This is a genomic window from Flavobacterium cryophilum (genome assembly GCF_048286555.1).
GTDB lineage: Bacteria > Bacteroidota > Bacteroidia > Flavobacteriales > Flavobacteriaceae > Flavobacterium.
The window spans coordinates 116,001-134,047 of the sequence record NZ_JBLVPZ010000011.1; the positions used below are offsets into that span (position 1 = coordinate 116,001).

11 protein-coding genes, 1 tRNA gene and 1 pseudogene are annotated in these 18,047 nt (G+C 34.0%); 8 read left to right on the forward strand and 5 right to left on the reverse strand.

The features are described 5' to 3' along the window. Nucleotide 1 precedes the first annotated feature (1 nt). The 7 genes from ACNQGJ_RS14765 (at nucleotide 2) to ACNQGJ_RS14795 (ending at nucleotide 7,889) form a co-directional block, all read left to right on the forward strand. Complete coding sequence (locus ACNQGJ_RS14765) at nucleotides 2-376, forward strand: diacylglycerol kinase family protein (protein WP_417974134.1); 375 nt, start codon at nucleotides 2-4, stop codon at nucleotides 374-376. A gap of 18 nt (nucleotides 377-394) precedes the next feature. Further along, nucleotides 395-2,842 carry a DNA translocase FtsK gene (locus ACNQGJ_RS14770; protein WP_417974132.1) on the forward strand — a complete coding sequence of 816 codons (2,448 nt, stop codon included), beginning with the start codon at nucleotides 395-397 and terminating at the stop codon, nucleotides 2,840-2,842. A 4-nt stretch (nucleotides 2,843-2,846) separates the two neighbouring features. Next, nucleotides 2,847-3,536 (forward strand): outer membrane lipoprotein periplasmic chaperone LolA1, encoded by a 690-nt coding sequence (gene lolA1, locus ACNQGJ_RS14775; protein ID WP_417974130.1) that lies wholly within the window; start codon nucleotides 2,847-2,849, stop codon nucleotides 3,534-3,536. 8 nt (nucleotides 3,537-3,544) lie between these two features. Beyond that, on the forward strand, nucleotides 3,545-4,975 hold the full coding sequence (locus ACNQGJ_RS14780) for an LptF/LptG family permease (RefSeq protein WP_417974128.1): 1,431 nt from the start codon (nucleotides 3,545-3,547) through the stop codon (nucleotides 4,973-4,975). A gap of 8 nt (nucleotides 4,976-4,983) precedes the next feature. After that, a complete protein-coding gene (gene ribB, locus ACNQGJ_RS14785; RefSeq protein ID WP_417974126.1) occupies nucleotides 4,984-6,117 on the forward strand; it encodes a 3,4-dihydroxy-2-butanone-4-phosphate synthase in 1,134 nt (377 codons plus the stop codon). 166 nt (nucleotides 6,118-6,283) lie between these two features. Continuing rightward, nucleotides 6,284-6,371, forward strand: a tRNA-Ser gene (locus ACNQGJ_RS14790). Nucleotides 6,372-6,641: 270 nt separating this feature from the next. After that, nucleotides 6,642-7,889, forward strand: coding sequence for a site-specific integrase (locus ACNQGJ_RS14795; protein WP_417974124.1), 1,248 nt, complete (start codon nucleotides 6,642-6,644; stop codon nucleotides 7,887-7,889). A gap of 89 nt (nucleotides 7,890-7,978) precedes the next feature. Here ACNQGJ_RS14795 and ACNQGJ_RS14800 read toward each other — a convergent pair whose 3' ends face one another. Together ACNQGJ_RS14800 and ACNQGJ_RS14805 are read right to left on the reverse strand one after the other, a co-directional pair. After that, the gene (locus ACNQGJ_RS14800; RefSeq protein WP_417974122.1) at nucleotides 7,979-8,689 is read right to left on the reverse strand and encodes a hypothetical protein; all 711 of its coding nucleotides are present in this window, start codon (nucleotides 8,687-8,689) and stop codon (nucleotides 7,979-7,981) included. Further along, the gene (locus tag ACNQGJ_RS14805) at nucleotides 8,646-14,954 is read right to left on the reverse strand and encodes a P-loop domain-containing protein (protein WP_417974120.1); all 6,309 of its coding nucleotides are present in this window, start codon (nucleotides 14,952-14,954) and stop codon (nucleotides 8,646-8,648) included. Before ACNQGJ_RS14805 ends, ACNQGJ_RS14800 begins: the two co-directional genes overlap by 44 nt. Before the next feature lie 78 nt (nucleotides 14,955-15,032). Here ACNQGJ_RS14805 and ACNQGJ_RS14810 point away from each other — a divergent pair. Then, nucleotides 15,033-15,599 (forward strand): annotated as a pseudogene (locus tag ACNQGJ_RS14810) (site-specific integrase); the annotation flags it as partial. A 102-nt stretch (nucleotides 15,600-15,701) separates the two neighbouring features. On the opposite strand, the gene ACNQGJ_RS14815 reads toward ACNQGJ_RS14810, so the two are convergent. The 3 genes from ACNQGJ_RS14815 to ACNQGJ_RS14825 all read right to left on the reverse strand — a co-directional run bounded on the left by ACNQGJ_RS14815 (nucleotide 15,702) and on the right by ACNQGJ_RS14825 (nucleotide 17,773). Further along, complete coding sequence (locus ACNQGJ_RS14815) at nucleotides 15,702-16,367, reverse strand: DUF6624 domain-containing protein (protein WP_417974118.1); 666 nt, start codon at nucleotides 16,365-16,367, stop codon at nucleotides 15,702-15,704. A 429-nt stretch (nucleotides 16,368-16,796) separates the two neighbouring features. Beyond that, the gene (locus tag ACNQGJ_RS14820) at nucleotides 16,797-16,988 is read right to left on the reverse strand and encodes a hypothetical protein (RefSeq protein ID WP_417974116.1); all 192 of its coding nucleotides are present in this window, start codon (nucleotides 16,986-16,988) and stop codon (nucleotides 16,797-16,799) included. 11 nt (nucleotides 16,989-16,999) lie between these two features. Beyond that, the gene (locus ACNQGJ_RS14825; RefSeq protein ID WP_417974114.1) at nucleotides 17,000-17,773 is read right to left on the reverse strand and encodes a hypothetical protein; all 774 of its coding nucleotides are present in this window, start codon (nucleotides 17,771-17,773) and stop codon (nucleotides 17,000-17,002) included. Between the last annotated feature and the right edge of the window lie 274 nt (nucleotides 17,774-18,047).

Sequence of the window (18,047 nt, forward strand, 5' to 3'; positions counted from 1 at the left end):
AATGGAATTTCAAAAAGATAATACTTTCTTTACCGGAAGATTAAAAAGCGTCACGTATGCTTTTAAAGGCGCCGTAAAATTGATCACTACAGAACATAGCATTATGGTTCAATTTTCCATTGGGATTTTGATGAGCATTGCTGGATTTTATTTTGATATTTCTAAAACAGAATGGCTTTTTCAGACTTTAGCCATTGGTTTAGTGATGAGTATTGAAGGTTTAAATACTGCCGTTGAAAAAATAGCTGATTTTATTCATCCTAATTATCATGAAAGAATTGGATTCATCAAAGATATTGCAGCAGGAGCTGTATTTTTTGCTGCTTTAACAGCTATAGCAATCGGTTTAATCATATATATCCCAATATTTCTTTAGATATTATTATAATCACGAATGGCAAAAATAAAAAAAACAGCCCCTTTAGATAAAAAAAACGACGTTAAAACTGGGGAAAATACTTTATTAAAATTTACCAAACAACATAAGATTGTTTTTGGATCTCTTTTGGTATTGTTTTCAATAGCGTTATTATTTGCATTTATTTCCTTTTTGATTTACGGACAACAAGATCAAAGCGCCGTTAGAGAACTAACAAACAGGAATGAAATAGTTCAGAATTGGTTGGGGAAATTTGGCGCATTTTTAGCCGATTTACTTATACACAGAGGTTTTGGAATTGCTGCATTTATATTTGTGCGCTTATTTTTCCTTTTCGGAATCTATATGATTCTTGGCATTTCTATAAGAAAGCTCAAAAGCATTTGGTTTTGGGACTTATTTGTAATTGTTATCTTATCCGTTTTATTTGGATTTTTCGCCACTTCAGCACCTGAATTAGGAGGCACAATTGGTTACGAACTGAATTTATTTTTGCAAGATTATATTGGAAAAACAGGGACATTATTGATTTTGCTTTTCGGACTTATCGTTTATATAATTTTCAAAATTAAGCTTTCACCAGAAAGCATTCAATCCTTTTTCGCTGCTTCCAAAAAAGAAATGAAAGCGGTTTCAATCAAGAATCCATTAAATAATGGTAAAAGCGGTTATAATCTTGAAGAATTTGCTGTTGCTGAGCAAGAACTGGACGAAATCCATTTAAAAACAAATGGATCAAAATTTGAAATCAATAAAGAAGCATTGAAACCTACGATCAGCAATTCTTCTGATATTAACAGAGATCCTAGTGTAAAACCGCTCACCATGGTAGTTACGCCAGTTGCAATTCCAGAAGTTATTTCGAATGTTGATGAATCTTTCGTGATAGAAACGGCTGCGGAAGAAGATATTATAGAGGAAAATTTAGCCTCTCGACTGGTAGCTGATTTTGGGTTATTTGATCCCACTTTGGATTTATCAAATTATAAATTCCCGACGATTGATTTATTAAAAGAATATTCTACCGGAGGAATTACAATCAATCAGGAAGAATTAGAAGAAAATAAAAATAGAATTGTAGATACCCTTCGCAATTATAAAATAGAAATTGCCCAAATAAAAGCTACCGTTGGCCCATCGGTTACTTTATATGAAATTGTACCAGAAGCAGGAATTCGTATTTCAAAAATAAAGAGTTTAGAAGATGATATTGCGCTGTCACTTTCGGCATTAGGAATTCGGATCATCGCTCCTATTCCAGGAAAAGGAACCATAGGTATTGAGGTTCCGAATAAGAATCCAACGATGGTTTCTATGAAAAGTGTTATTGGCTCTGCCAAATTTCAGGAAGCCGAAATGGAATTACCAATCGCTCTTGGAAAAACAATTTCGAACGAAACTTTTGTGGTGGATTTAGCTAAAATGCCTCACTTACTGATGGCTGGAGCTACGGGACAGGGAAAATCTGTTGGATTAAATGCTGTTTTGACTTCGCTGTTGTACAAAAAACATCCAGCCGAAGTTAAATTTGTTTTAGTCGATCCTAAAAAAGTTGAACTGACACTTTTTAATAAAATTGAAAGACATTATTTAGCCAAACTTCCAGATATGGATGATGCTATTATTACCGATAATGCAAAAGTGGTTAATACCCTGAATTCGCTGTGCGTGGAAATGGACAATCGGTATTCTCTATTGAAAGATGCGATGGTGCGTAACATCAAAGAATATAACGATAAATTTAAGGCTCGAAAACTAAATCCCGAAAACGGACACCGATTTTTGCCCTATATCGTTCTTGTAGTTGATGAGTTTGCCGATTTGATTATGACTGCTGGTAAAGAAGTTGAAGTCCCTATTGCACGATTGGCACAACTAGCGCGAGCCATTGGAATTCACTTAATTATTGCGACACAAAGACCTTCTGTTAACGTAATTACAGGTTTGATAAAAGCCAATTTCCCTGCAAGAATAGCATTTAGAGTGACCTCAAAAATTGATTCAAGAACCATTCTGGATACTCAAGGTGCTGATCAATTGATAGGTCGCGGTGATATGCTTTATACAAATGGAAATGATGTAGTACGGGTACAATGTGCTTTTATCGACACTCCCGAAGTAGAGAAAATAACTGATTTTATAGGTTCACAAAAAGCATATGCAACGGCTTATTTACTTCCTGAGTTCGTTGGGGAGGAAAGTGGCATTAATCTTGATATGGATATCTCCGATAGAGACACTTTGTTTAGAGAAGCTGCTGAAATAATTGTAAATGCGCAGCAAGGCTCTGCTTCATTGTTACAACGAAAACTAAAATTAGGTTACAATAGAGCAGGTCGATTGATTGATCAACTCGAAGTTGCAGGAATTGTTGGCCCTTTTGAAGGAAGTAAAGCGCGTAGTGTAAATGTTCTGGACATGAGTTCTCTTGATCAATTTTTCAACAATGAACAAAACAAGTAATACCATGAAATCAAAAATTCAAGAATCTAAAAAAAACAATACAGAAAGTATGGGGAAAAAATTTCTTTTAATAGCAGTATTATTATTATTTAGTTTCGCAATACAAGCACAAGATAAAAAAGCAAAAGAACTTCTAGATCAAGTTACCGCTAAAGTTAAAAGTTACAATACAATCGTGATTGATTTTAAGTATTCTTTAAACAATGTTAAAGAAAACATCAATCAGGACAGTAAAGGAAATGTAACCATGAAAGGAAATCAATATGTTTTAAATTTCATGGGCGTTACTAAAATTTTTGATGGAAAAAAAACGTACACGATCGTTCCGGAAGATGAGGAAATTACTATATCTAAAGTCTACGAAAAAGATGACAATGCCATTACACCATCAAAATTGCTAACTTTTTTTAATACTGGCTATAAATACAACATGGATATTTTACAGAATTTAAAAGGTCGAAAAATTCAGTATATAAAATTGGTTCCAACTAATTCTAGAGATCAGAGAAAGGAAGTATTACTAGGAATCGATGTTCAAACAAAACACATCTATAATTTAATAGAAGTTGGAAAAAAAGGGACAAAAACTACTTTAACGGTTAATTCTTTCAAAACCAACCAACCATTGTCAAAAAATCAATTTACATTTGCGGAAAGTAAATATCCAAATTACTACATCAACAAATTAGATTAATTTATTAGGTGAAAATTCTTGACAAATACTTATTAAAAACATTCTTGACTACATTTACTACCGTATTTGTAATCCTATTTTTCATTTTCATACTTCAAACAGTTTGGTTATTCATATCTGAATTGGCTGGTAAAGATTTAGACTTATTAATGATTATTAAATTTCTGGCATTTTCGATGCCTCGAATTGTACCATTAGTACTGCCCCTTTCTGTACTTTTATCCTCTATAATGACTTTTGGTAATTTAGCGGAGAATTATGAATTTGCAGCAATGAAATCTTCTGGGATTTCGTTGCAAAGAGCCATGAGAAGTTTGACTGTCTTTATCGTTTTATTAAGCATTATTGCTTTTTTCTTTTCAAATAATGTTATTCCATATGCGGAATACAAATTCATTAACTTTAGAAAAAACATTGCACAGGTAAAACCTGCATTGGCAATAGCCGAAGGTCAGTTTAATGACGTGGGTTTTTACAACATTAAGGTGAATAAAAAATCCGGCGAACAAGGTAATATTCTAACTAGTGTGACAATTCACAAAAAATCTAGAATCGGTGACGGAAGTAAAACTGTTATTAAGGCAAAAGATGGGGAATTAATCAGTAGTGAGCAATCCAGTATTTTACAGTTAGTTTTAAACGACGGATACTACTACGAAGATATTGTTCCAAAAAAATATGAAGATCGCAGTAAAATGCCTTTTGCTAAAAGCTCCTTTAAAAAACAAATTATTAACATCGATTTGTCTGAATTAAACACAGATGTAACCGATGAAAGTGTTGCTAACACTAATACAATGCTGAACGTTAATGAATTAAATTATACCTTAGATTCCTTAAACAAAAATATAAAAAATGATATTATTGCATTTTCTGAAAGCAGTAATATGCGCGTTGGTGTTCCCCTAAATAAAAAACTGGAAAAAGCCACAAAAAGCAAACCACTTCCTAAAGATATTATGTCATTATATACGGTTGAACAAAAATCGGAAATTTTAAAAATAGCCGTTAGCAATCTTGCCAGCATAGTCTATTCCATTGACACCACGAAAGCAGAACTGGACAACAAACAAAAGAATATTAATAAACATTTATTGGCATTTTACGATAAATTTGTGCTCGTGTTTGCTTGTTTTCTCATGTTTTTCATTGGAGCGCCACTAGGAGCAATTATTAGAAAAGGTGGCTTGGGGCTTCCCATTGTTTTTGCAATTTTAATCTTTATTACATTTCACTTTATAAATACTTTTGGAAAAAGACTCGCGCAGGAAAACGGAATGACACCATTTATGGGATCTTGGTTATCTTCATTTATCCTGACTCCGTTGGCTGTTTTATTAACATACAGAGCTACAAACGACATTGGATTAATTAATTTAGACGTTATTTTAGCTCCATTTCAAAAAGTAATTAAAAAATTATTACCATCACAAAATTAACGACACTAATGGTTACAAATAACATTCAACTCAACACAATTGAAGAGGCGATAGAAGATATTCGCCAAGGAAAAATAATCATTGTCGTTGACGATGAGGACAGGGAAAATGAAGGAGATTTTTTGGCTGCAGCCGAAAAAGTGACACCTGAAATGATTAATTTCATGGCAACACACGGACGTGGATTAATTTGTGCACCATTGACAGAAAGCCGTTGCAAAGAATTAGGACTGCACGTAATGGTAACTAACAACACAGATCCAATGGAAACCGCTTTTACGGTTTCGGTAGATTTACGGGGCAATGGAGTGACCACAGGAATATCAGCTGGTGACAGAGCAAGAACTATTTTATCATTGGTCGATTCTAAAACTAAGCCACATGATTTAGCACGTCCTGGACATATATTTCCTCTTATTGCTAAACAAGGTGGCGTACTGAGAAGAACGGGACATACCGAAGCCGCGATAGATTTCGCGAGATTAGCTGGTTTTAAATCTGCAGGTGTGATTGTAGAAATTATGAACGAAGATGGTTCAATGGCTCGTTTACCGCAATTAGTGGAGGTTGCTAAAAAATTCGATTTAAAATTAGTATCTATCGAAGCTTTAGTGGCTTATAGAATGCAACACGATAGTTTAATTATTAAAAAAGACGATTTTGACATTGAAACTCGTTTTGGTATTTTTAGACTGAGAGCGTACCAGCAGACGACCAATAAACAAATACACATCGCTTTGACTAAAGGAACTTGGAATTTGGGGGAATCAATTTTAACAAGAATCAATTCGTCACAAGTGAATAATGATTTATTAGGAACATTGACTAATAATGCAGACCAACAACTAGATGACATGTTCCAAGTAATTAATGACGAAGGTAAAGGTGCTGTTATCTTTATCAACCAAGACATGCAAGCGGTAAATTTATTAAATCGTATCGCTGAACTCAAATTACTGCAAAGTGAAGGAGTAATGAAAGCACCAAAAATCATCATCGACAGTAAAGATTTTGGTATTGGTGCTCAAATATTACATGATATTGACATATCTAAAATTAGGTTAGTATCCAATACTGAGGGAACAAAACGGGTAGGAATGATTGGATACGGGTTAGAAATAACCGAATATGTAAAGTATTGAACTTATTCATTAATTTTTTATAAAAATAAGTTTCATCTAAAGTAAAGAGAATGAAACCTTTAAAAATTAGTCCTAAAAATAGATGCTTTTTTCTAAAAATAGATTTGCAAAACCAAAAAAGGTTCTTATATTTGCACTCGCAATCGGATAATGAAAGCGACATACTGGAGAAATGGCAGAGCGGTCGAATGCGGCAGTCTTGAAAACTGTTGACTGTAACAGGTCCGGGGGTTCGAATCCCTCTTTCTCCGCCAGTAGAAAAACAAATGGTATCAATACCCCGTAAATCTTATGATTTACGGGGTTTTTGCTTTTATGTATTATTCAAATTATTCATCTAATCTCATTCTTAACGAGACAAAATCGAGACCCTACAATAATTCTAAAATCAGGGTCTCGCTAAATCAACTTAAAATTTTAAACAACCTGTTCAATGGCTAGTCTATCACTAGTCCACTATTTAAACATCTTGTTTGATATCCTTTAGAAATCTAAATTGAATAATTAATTAAAAGGCTACCACTATGAAAACTAAAATTACATTGCACTTTTATGCGAAGAGCACAAAAGCTAATGCTGCAGGTCTACTTCCTATCTACGTACGATTAACTGTTGATGGAAATCGAATGGAGTTCAGTACCAAAAAATTTATAGATTTTGCTAAATGGTCACCTGAGATGTCAAAAATGAAAGGCAATACAGAGAGCGCTCGTTCATTAAATGAATACCTTGATTTAGTAAAATCAAAAATATTCGACATCCAAATGGAATTAATACACCGCAACGAACTTCTCACAATTGAAGTATTCAAAAATAGACTTCTCGGTGTCAAAGAACATCAACATATGCTCATCCCTATTTTCGAAGAACACAACCGGAAAGTAGAAGAGCTTTTGGGGCTTGAATACGCATCTGGAACACTAGAGCGATACAAAACTTCACTCAAACACACCAAAGACTTCATGCAGTGGAAATACAACATATCCGATATTGAAATTAATAAAATAGACCATTCTTTTATAACAGAATATGAGTTCTATCTGAGAAGTGTGCGCAAATGCGCCAACAACACTGCAATCAAATACATTAAGAATTTCAAGAAAATAGTAAAGATTTGTATTTCTAATGGATGGCTAGATAAAGATCCATTTGCAAACTATAAATCAAAAATTCGTGAAGTCGAAAGAGATTATTTAACCCAGGAAGAAGTTCAGGAAATCTATTCTAAAGTATTTGTAACCGAAAGATTAAACCTAGTAAAAGATATTTTCGTATTCAGTTGCTTCACTGGCCTCGCTTACATAGATGTCAAAAACTTAACGGTATCAAATATCAGTACAGGTATTGATGGTGGGAAATGGGTATTCACACATCGTCAGAAAACTGAAACAGCTTCTCGTATTCCCCTCCTCCCTATTCCGGAAGAATTAATTCTGAAATATTCCAATCACCCCCAATGCATAAATGAAGATAAACTATTACCCGTTTTAAGCAATCAAAAAATGAATAGTTATTTAAAGGAAATAGCAGATGTTTGCGGCATTAAAAAAGATTTAACCTTCCACATTGCCCGACACACTTTTGCAACCACTGTAACACTTACTAATGGCGTTCCCATAGAAAGTGTGAGTAAAATGTTAGGACATAAAAATATAAGAACCACACAGCACTATGCTAAAATATTAGATAAAAAAGTGAGTGAAGATATGATGGTTTTGAAAAGCAAATTTACAATTGATTATTCTCAGAAATCAAATTCAAGCTTGATATAATTTAATTTAATTCCAGAATCAAACACTACGAATTCCAGAATTCTGAAATAAAATGCAAACACTATTATAGTAAATTACCGTATCAAACACTATACTACTTCGGCTAATTTTTGTTTTAGATCTTTTAATAACTTACTGTGAACTTTTTGAAAATTTTGCAGAAAGTCAATATTAGATTTAAGTTTTTCAATTTCTATTTTTTTCATTAAATCTCCCTTGTTTTCTTCCGTACTCTCAATCAAGTCAAAATCCTTTTCTTTGTGAAGAACAAATTTAATAATCTTAACATCAATATCTTCTGTTAATCGGGGTGCATTTTTTAACCATTCTTCCTGCTCACTGGTGCTTAATTCTAAAGCAGCATTATGTAAAGCTTCGTCTATACAAATTCTGGCATATTTATCTACATCTTTGGCTATTTCAAACCATACATCACTTTTGGATGCTTTTTTAGTTGCATCTTTATGCTTATCAGCAAGAGCATTATCAAAATAAAAAGAGCGCGGTCGTTCATGATTTAATTTAACCAGAAATTCAAAGATGGGCTCGAAATTCTTAAAAGGCTTTGAGTTTCCTGGCATTTTCCATCTATGGCTCCAAATCCTTAATATAATGTCAAAGCATTCTTTTTCGAGTTCTGTTTTCTCTTTGCCAGTAGCCTTTTCAGTTTCACTCATCTTTAAGGCAAGGTAATGCGCCATCCATCTGCCTAATGTGTCGACACTGGCCTCTAATTTTAATTCGTTAACTAACAACTTACCCAAGTTGATGGCTTTCTGATATGCTTCTGACTTTTCCATCTTGTGATAATATAAAAATTTTACTAACTGATTCTTTGTATTTGTGGTCATCCATATACCTTCTATATATTTGATTTCGACCCAGTATTACTTTGAATATAATTTCACATTTATAATCATTGCAAAGTTGTTTTAAAAACGGCAAAGTTGCCATCATACGGTTACCAACTTGTTGTGGCTCGTCATCGCGCGAACTATTATAACTTGCATAAAGCAAGTTAATTACTGAGGGTTTTGTAGATGTATTAACATATAATCTCTTGCTATCATCCGAAACTGATAACTTAAGTTTTTTAATAATTTTCTTTCCTAGTTCATACGGAGGAAATCTGATTTCTCCGGCAAAAGGATCAAATTCGTCAAGTCTTTTTGAAATATTGTTATCTTTTATCCATCCTTTAAGCATAAAAGGCATAGATTTTATTTCCATGCGTTTTTCTTTGTACGACGGTAATTTATAATCGTGACAGTCAACACATGTTGATAAAGCATTTAGCAAAGCTTCTGAACTATCTGGCGATACCAGTGCTGATGATATGTTATAAGTTCCTTTAGTAGAGCTGTTACTTTCTTGCCAGTAACCTTGTATATTTAACCAAGTTTCTCCATTCCGTTGCTCAACTAGCGATTCCATGAATTCATTCTCAGATATCAATAGCTTCTTAGCATCACCGTAATTACTTTTTACCCACAATGGGCTGGTAGTTGGAACAGGATCTCGGAAGTCCGAAAGCCATTTTCCATCTGGATTTGTAAGTAAATGACTTGACAGCCATTCGTTCCAATCATCATCACTGCAATCTCGTCTGATGACAGTTGGCATTTTTTCAAGTAACTGTGCTGCTGCAATCATTAAAGAATGATATGAAATATAAAAATCTAGGCGATCGGTTTTGGGGTAGCTACTCTTGTAATTATAAGTGCTTTGATCGTTGGAACTGTTCCACAAACCAACTCGCGGATCTTCATTATATCCTCCGCTTATAGCTTTCCATTTTTCCTCAACAACTATCGCCGCAAGATCTTCGACATGTTTTTCAGATATGGCGAACACCTCCCCTAGTGGTTTAAACCAATAATTATCGAAATCATATCCAAAATAAAAATTATCTTTTTTATCAACTTCTTTTTCCGCGTGTAGGTAACTATCAATTTGATAATTGTAATCAACCGTTTCGATTGGAAAATCAGATTTCGTTACTTTGCTCAGTGAATTAACTTCCTCAGCTGTATAAATTCCAGGAGTATACTTTATCATATTCAGGGCAGTATCGGCAGCAAATTTTTGAATCAATATATGTTTTTCATTGAGGGCGTAGAACTTAACTATGGTGGCATGCTTCTCGATACTTGAAGCTTTTTCCAAAGAAACCCTACTTAAAGCTATAAATAAGTATAGACGGGCATGCAAATTGTAAAAAGGATAATTTTTGACACCAAACTGTCCTGCAGAGTCTTGCTCAAGCCAGTAGAAAAGCTGGTCAATTATTTCATTACAATCATTGTGGTACAATTCCCGAACGCAATGTGCGGCTTTCCATCGAATCTCTGATTTTGGAGAAGCAAGCGAGGACCATATGAAACCTGCTGTACTTCGAGAAATGTCTAATATTTCATTATATGTTGGATCCGGTAATCCGTCACCAAAACCCTCATCAATATGCAATTCAAATCTGGAAAGAGTATAATCTAGTAAATCAACCGCTTCCCCTTGGGTAATTTGTTCACTCGAAATAACTACAAATCCAAATAGCTCCTCGGCATCCACAAATTCATTGCCGGCTGCCAAGCCTTCATAAATTCCATTTTGTAAGTCTACAATTTGTTTCGCTTTTAGTGACAGTTTCTCAATCGTCGATTTATAATGCCAGCTGATAACGAGTTCATGAGCAAATTTTTGACCTATGGAAAATAGTAGGGGTGATAGCCTTTTCTTAAAACTTACTTTTGACTTCCAATCTGATGGGAGTACCTGGAAAATTTCCTCGATGTCATACAGTGACAAGGTTCGCACCTTTATAGAATTTCCAAGAAAATTATATATGTCGTTTTCTTCAATACGATTAAGGACATTTTTCCAGAATTCGGATTTTGGTATCCAAAGATTTCGATCTTCAATTTTCATCTCAAATGTGCCCAGAGATTTACTAAGTCCATCAACTGTATTTAAATCAGAATTCAAAAATATCTTTTCCCAATCAAAAAATTTATCTTTTTTCTCTGCCAGATTTTTAGTTTCTCTTTTCTCCTCTAAATCAATCTTGATCTCGATCGGAAATGATCTTGTAATGTCATCGATTACTGCATTTTTAATACCTGCGTGCTCAACTGCTTTTTTGAGCGAGATCCAATATTCTTGGGATGCACCTTCTCTTTGTACACGTGGTATTAATTGGTCAACTGATATTTTTTTGGCTTGCAATGGAATTGGACTGTCGATTAAGTTCCCAATGATAGTACGAATCTGGTCAATATTAAGAAAAGTAGTTAAAGCAATTGCGGTATGGATGGAAATTTTTTCACTATAAAGTAATTCCTGTATTAGAGCTGAATCAACCCATTCAAATCTTCCAACCTCCCTCTCACGCCATCTACTCAACGCTGCTATTCCGCTAGAGGTAGATAATCTTGTGCAAACTTGTATAGCTTCGCCTCTGTCCCAGTGTTTTTCCCGAAGATTTTCACCCACTAGTTCCGCAACCCTAATAAAGCGGTAAGCAAGTTCAGGAAACGAACTGGTATTACTTACAGCCTGCTTAGCTATAGCTTGTGTAGCCTCCCATCGCTGGTAGATTTCATCTCCGAACTTAGAAACTATTTCGATAGCATTCTCAAAATACACACTGGCATCATCGCTTGATACGACTACAACAGCACGAGATAGAGCTATATAGCGATTTGCAGCTTCATCTGGTCCATCTTCAGTAATTGACCTAATAAGTTTAAATGTAACTTTTTCACAGTCCTTCGCAAATGTTTTAAGGTGTTCTAATCGATAGGCTATCCTTATTAGGTTAATTTTTTGATTAACCCTAATTGAAACATTATTCTGAATATAGAATTGAAAAAATTTATTTAACTCTTCATTAGAACAATTTTTTGACCATTTTAAAATAGAAATATGCAGATTTGCAATTTCAGATGGGAAATTATCACTGTATCTGTAACGTCCTTTAAGTGCCAGGTTGGATTTTTGTACTACTTCTTTAACAAACAACAATATGGTAGATGGCTGATTTATTAAAATGCTAAGGCGTGCTTGATACATTGGTAGTAACGCAGTAATTATAAATTCAAATTCCTTCTGATCATCATGTTGCCGATGCTTCTTTTCTCCCTCGATTAAATTTGATGGCATTACACTGTCGATATCAGCCGTATCATTTTTACCGATATGCAATCTGACAGCCAAAGACCTTAAATATTTCTCCCGATCATCACTAAAATGCGCATTATAGACCATTTGATTGGCTCGCTCAGGAAAATAGTAGTTAAGGGATTTCAGGATTCTATTTTCAGGCAAATTCCTTTGTAAGCATGCCTCTAAAAAAGAAAGGATTCCCGGCGTAATAGAATCGTTGTGTCTATTAGCGTCAACCTTAATGCGATTTCTTTCAGTACTTAGTGCTTTTAAACATTTTTCTAGTAGTATTCCATCAGGAAATTGTCCAACTTTGCCTAGTTCATCAGTAATTGCAACGACGTAATACGGATAGTCATTAAGTTGTTCTAATATTTTAGTAAGAAGCTCAAATTCTCCTTTATCTATAAGCCTTGAAGAAAGAGCTTTGATCGTTCTATATATTGCAGAATGAGGCTTCAAATCCGTAATAAACTTTGCGAAACCTTCAACACCATGTATGTTTAGGTGTGCATTTGCAAGCTCCAAAACATCGTCGTCATGCAGTTTCTCCTCCTCCTCATGATGATGAGGGCTTTTTTTCTTTTTTTTTGATTGTTCAAAGTATACGTTTAGCCAATTCATTGCAGCCCTTAAAAATCCACGCGCCTCACCTTTGTATCCTTCCACACCAGATAGAAGTGATGAACTATAAACATTTTCAGAGCCTGCCCAAGCACCAGTAATCAATCTTTTAAAAGCTAATTCTTTTATCTTTTCTTGATTTTGCAACAATACGAGCAAATCAACATTTTGCTGTAATAATGATAGCTGCCTTTGTTCTCCAGCCATTTCTTCTCCAGCTCGAATGGCCAATTGCATAGCGTCTTTAAAGCGACGTAGTTTTAATGCTGCTTTCAAAGCAAATTGTAAACGATATACACGTACATTTCTCGCGTCAATTGGATTGTCTTTTGGTAAAAATTCATCAGACAATGCACTAGAGATTAACTTATCATATTGTTCAGCTTGAAGATACAGTTGTGGCAGCACTTGAGAAACATAGGTTGAATCATTAGCCAGTGGCTCTAATAAGGTAATGTAATTTTGAAAGTCCAGAGTAGATGCACAAAAAATTTTCCGAAACCATGTCTCAGTTGGCTCATCCCTGAATTGAACAGACAAATCTGAAATCCAAAGTGGTCGGCCAATGTCCGCGACAAAACTTTTAACTGCGGCAATTTCCACATCAGCTGCGCGTGCTAATACATCTAAAGGAATATGTGGCGACAGGCTCGCTAATCCAAAGCAGATTGACTTTACATGATTTTTAAATCCAGATGGATACATATCCTCAATTCTTGTAACCGCTCTACTAAGTTGTAACTCGATTTGATCCTCTATTTTTGTTCCGCCTGGTCCCAAATTCGCTAATAACTCAGCTAAAGAATCAGTTTTAAAATCTAAGGCGTTCGCCTGAACACGTGGATTTCCATTAGTAAGGCGGTAAAATTCTGTTCCATCTTGTTCTTTTGCATCGGGAAAGTAATTTTTGAGGTTTTCCAAAGATTCTTCAGCACTAAATCCTTCCAGTTCATATGTCGCGGTGCTACCTAAAGGCTGTAAAAGATCAATTCTTTCTGTTCTGCATAAGAAAACAATTTTACAGCCTTCAGGTAAATCTTCTCTTATCAGTTCATGCGCGAAGCAAGTTTCATTAAATTCCTTTGCAGCCATTTCTGCATTATCCGCCGCATCGATTATAAGTACCAATGCAGCATTTTCATTTGCTTTTTTCAGGGCAGAGGTAGCGGAACCAATACGCAAAAGGAATTCTTGCATCACTTCACTATCATGAGTTGTGCTTTGCACAAGTAGTGGAGGGCACAAGCCTTTTGCCGCTAATTCATTGGCTATTTGAACCAATCCAGTGCGGTGCATGTGACGCGTTGTGCTGCGATTTCGATATCCTCCTGCACCGAAACAGTCATATGCAATTCCTATTGATTCGTCAACCAATGAGTATAAAACTTGCCTTGCAAAAACAGATTTGCCTACGCCCCCTTCTGCATGGATAATGATTGGCGCATCTGCTAATAATATCTTATCAACCAAAGTTGTATATTGAAGGCGTGTAATTGTCTTTTCTACATTTTCCCATATAGCATCAGCAGGAAACATAGCTTTTTCCGATGTAACAGCAATTCTGTTTAAAATGTCTTCTTTAACGATTAAACCATTAGAATCAGGTAATACTTTGTCCTGCATAAGCGTGATTATACTATCAACATATGCATTGTCAAAAGTTCCTGCTATGAGCTGCGACATCTCAACCTTCAGTTCATTTTTTTGATCATTAAAATTGCCTTCGCCGTCTTCAAAATTGATGATTGAGCAAAATTCCTTTAATTGAATACTATCTAGTCCTGTATATTTTACGATAGTTTTTTTAAATGTTGTATTTACGGTTGCACTATTGGCAATACTTGCAATCCCTTTTTTAAAGTTATCCTCAATTTTCCTGTTGGTTACAATTGTAAATGAAATATCTTTTGCTTTAAGTTCGTCTTTTACTGCGTGCTGCGTATATCTTTTTGCAAATCCTTCAAAGGTAGTTTTAAGATCACTTAATACAAACGGTGTATTCTCTTTAACTGTTGTGTGTTTTAGCTGATAATATTTTATTTGTTGTTGTTGTTGTTGTTGTTGTTGTTGTTGTTGTTGTTGTTGTTGTTCATCAGATTTTCGGTAGCATTCAGTTAGGTCAATAACATATTCCCCCGCCTTATCGTCATCGGGTGAGCCCTCTATGGTAATGGAATCTAATAATGAGTTTGGATAAATCATTTTTAGAGAACGTCTTGCAGCCCATCGATAATGAAAAACATCTCCTGCTCTAGAAAATCCAACTAAATCGTAGCCCATTATATTAAATTTTTATATTGTAAATATCGGTATTTAAAGTCATTTGTATTATGTTGTCAATTTGATTTTGTAATATTAGAAATCCAAAGTATCACCAACAAAGATTTTAAAACAGAAACATTATCGCTTGTTCGTGATATTTTCGTATTCAGTTGCTTCACTGGCCTCGCTTACATAGATGTCAAAAACTTAACGGTATCAAATATCAGTATAGGTATTGATGGTGGAAAATGGATATTCACCCATCGACAAAAAACAGAAACAGCTTCTCGCATTCCCCTCCTTCCTATTCCCGAAGAATTAATTCTGAAATATGCCAATCACCCTCAATGCATAAATGAAGATAAACTGTTACCTATTTTAAGCAACCAAAAAATGAATAGCTACTTAAAGGAGATAGCGGACGTTTGCGGCATTAAAAAAGATTTAACCTTCCACATTGCCCGACACACTTTCGCAACCACTGTAACACTTACAAATGGTGTACCTATAGAAAGCGTCAGCAAAATGTTGGGACATAAAAACATAAGAACGACACAACACTACGCTAAAATATTGGATAAAAAAGTGAGTGAGGATATGATGGTATTGCGTAACAAAATGGCAAACTGCAACAATGATAATATTATCAATAATACTAATTAGAATTTTCGCTGGACTAAATTAGCCCATATATTGCTAAGTTTAAAAAGTTGTTAATAACGTAAGTCTGCTTTACATAGGAACCCTAGCTGTTAGGCAGCATTTTTATTCATATAGTTTTGGTTCTTTCATTCCTTGCTTAAAAAAATAATCTTTGTTCATTTCAAAATGATCAGTTGTTAACGAATTATAATATTCTTTAAAAGGAGGTAAATTATAGTTAATTCTTAAATTGTCAACATTTAATGAGTCAATTAATCCGTTTTTTGGAATTGCTTGTCCTGCTTTATTGTAAGTAACTTGCGAACCAAATCTCTGCTTTTGGTTTAGGTTAATTGCAATTCTGTCTTCGAGCATTGCATAATTAGATTTTTCTGCGTTATTTTTATCGATTTCTTTTGCTAATTCTTTAAGCATTTTCTGTTGGAAATTAATATCATTGTCTGCGTGTTGGATAGTAATCCAAAATTTTCGTGAGTATTCTTTGCCAATTTTATCATATCCCAAATAACCATATTTTGAATATATTTTTTTTATTTTTTTTTGATTCTCAAGACCAACACTATCTCTTATCATTTCAAAAATTTTCCAAGCTTCCTTTTTCTCATGTTTTTTAAATATGTAATCAAAAGGACCTCCTGCATATTTTTGGTCAATATTAAATATGTAATTCAATTCAGATATTATATTTTCTTTTTCTGAATTCGAAATTACTTTGGTTGAATTACAACTAATAAAACCTAAAAATAAGAAAATTAATGTTTTTTTCATCTAATTCGTTTTTTGGTAAAATTGCCACTAACGTCAGCCTGTGAAAAAACTTCGGTTGTATTATCATCAAATATAACAAAATACTTGTGTAAAAAGAAGATTATTCTTATTGCAAAAATGCAACTCTTCACAGGAATTTCCCCTAATCCAATCATCTCGGTGATAGATAAAATACAATTACCTCTACAAATTAATCTTATAGGTAAAGGAAATTATACCCCGAAAGTGATGGAAAACACATTAAAACCACCTGATAAACAACTCCACAAAAAAAGAGGAACAAAATCCTCTTGAAATTCTCTCTCAAAACTTTACGATAACTCCATAGTGTTGACGGCAGGTACTCGGTTCCGTTCAACACGGGCTTCATTGTTCGTGCTACGCACGCAACGAAATCCTAGCTGTTATGGGCAGGTTTTGTTTTTAGCACTAAAGTTTTGTTACTTCAAAATTTCCTGCGCTTTTATATGACTTTGTTTGAGAATTAAACCCCAATCTTTCAATTTCTTTTTCGATGTCATTTGCATTTGGAGTCGGAATTGTAGAAGAATTAACCTGAAATTCATATCCTTTAGACATATTCCCGTAATTACCTTTTGCTTTTAATTTATAAACTGCCATAATTTTAATTTTTAGTTTGTGAAATTGCGAACTTCGTTTGCAATTTCTTTTAATAAGATATCTGAAACATTTGTACTTAATTGTCTTGTATGAATGACCAATTTTGTTCTGTCGGAATTATAATGTGTCCAAAATAATTGTTTTCCATCTCCACACTGTTTGTCAAAACTTACGTTGAAAATATTTTCTATTTCATTTCCACTGATATAGTTGCTACAAGCTAAAATAATAACTGGGAAATTTTGAAAAAACTCGTTTTCTTTAAAAAATTGTTTTCTACTTGGAATTCCACTTTTGTTCGCGTCTTTTGTAAATTTAGCTGGTGAACTATTCATTTCGGTCAAAAAGAAATTATTGTGAAAATCAATTTCTTTTTCCTTTGTTGATGATAAATTATTTAAGAAAATAGAATCGTGAAGTTTTTGATACTTGCTCCAAGTATGTCCTTCTTTTAGTTTGTTTATTTTTGGATGTAAACTTTTAAATGGAAATAATGGATTTGAACTTAAAGGAGAATCTTTTCCGCCAATCCAATTAGGAATTGAATTTACTTCAACATTATTTTTAATATTTAAATTCCACTTAATTGCATTTTCATTAAAATCTTGTAAATTTTCTCTTTGAAATCTAACATAAAGTTCATCAAGATTTGCTTTGTTTTCAATATCAGTTGCGGTTTCTTTTCCAACAATTAAAATTTTACTATTTGGATTTCCTGTTCCAATGTAGGTTTCTGTTTTTTCACATTCTGATACAATTTTCACAAAAATTTCGTGGTATTCCATTGATTTAATTTATTTTGGTTTTTGGGTTGATTTCGTAGTTTCTTCGGTAAACTTGCCCACAACGTTATGCCACTTTGAGATGGCTGGAAGTTCGTAACCGCTCAATTTTCGGCTTAACGAAAACTTGATGCGAAACGGTAATTCCACTAAACTCCAGCTAGCTCAAAGCATCTATGTAAAAGCATAACTTTGAGAGTACTAAAAACGAAGATTATGCAATTACAAGACGCCTTTTCTATTCCAAAGATATTCATTGGTTTAGATATTCACAAAA

Excerpts from the sequence above, each read along its gene's own strand:
- ACNQGJ_RS14765 (WP_417974134.1), top strand. The coding sequence starts at position 2 with ATGGAATTTCAAAAAGATAATACTTTCTTTACCGGAAGATTAAAAAGC.
- ACNQGJ_RS14770 (WP_417974132.1), top strand. The coding sequence starts at position 395 with ATGGCAAAAATAAAAAAAACAGCCCCTTTAGATAAAAAAAACGACGTT.
- lolA1 (WP_417974130.1), top strand. The coding sequence starts at position 2,847 with ATGAAATCAAAAATTCAAGAATCTAAAAAAAACAATACAGAAAGTATG.
- ribB (WP_417974126.1), top strand. The coding sequence starts at position 4,984 with ATGGTTACAAATAACATTCAACTCAACACAATTGAAGAGGCGATAGAA.
- ACNQGJ_RS14795 (WP_417974124.1), top strand. The coding sequence starts at position 6,642 with ATGAAAACTAAAATTACATTGCACTTTTATGCGAAGAGCACAAAAGCT.
- ACNQGJ_RS14800 (WP_417974122.1), bottom strand. The coding sequence starts at position 8,689 with ATGGAAAAGTCAGAAGCATATCAGAAAGCCATCAACTTGGGTAAGTTG.
- ACNQGJ_RS14805 (WP_417974120.1), bottom strand. The coding sequence starts at position 14,954 with ATGGGCTACGATTTAGTTGGATTTTCTAGAGCAGGAGATGTTTTTCAT.
- ACNQGJ_RS14815 (WP_417974118.1), bottom strand. The coding sequence starts at position 16,367 with ATGAAAAAAACATTAATTTTCTTATTTTTAGGTTTTATTAGTTGTAAT.
- ACNQGJ_RS14820 (WP_417974116.1), bottom strand. The coding sequence starts at position 16,988 with ATGGCAGTTTATAAATTAAAAGCAAAAGGTAATTACGGGAATATGTCT.
- ACNQGJ_RS14825 (WP_417974114.1), bottom strand. The coding sequence starts at position 17,773 with ATGGAATACCACGAAATTTTTGTGAAAATTGTATCAGAATGTGAAAAA.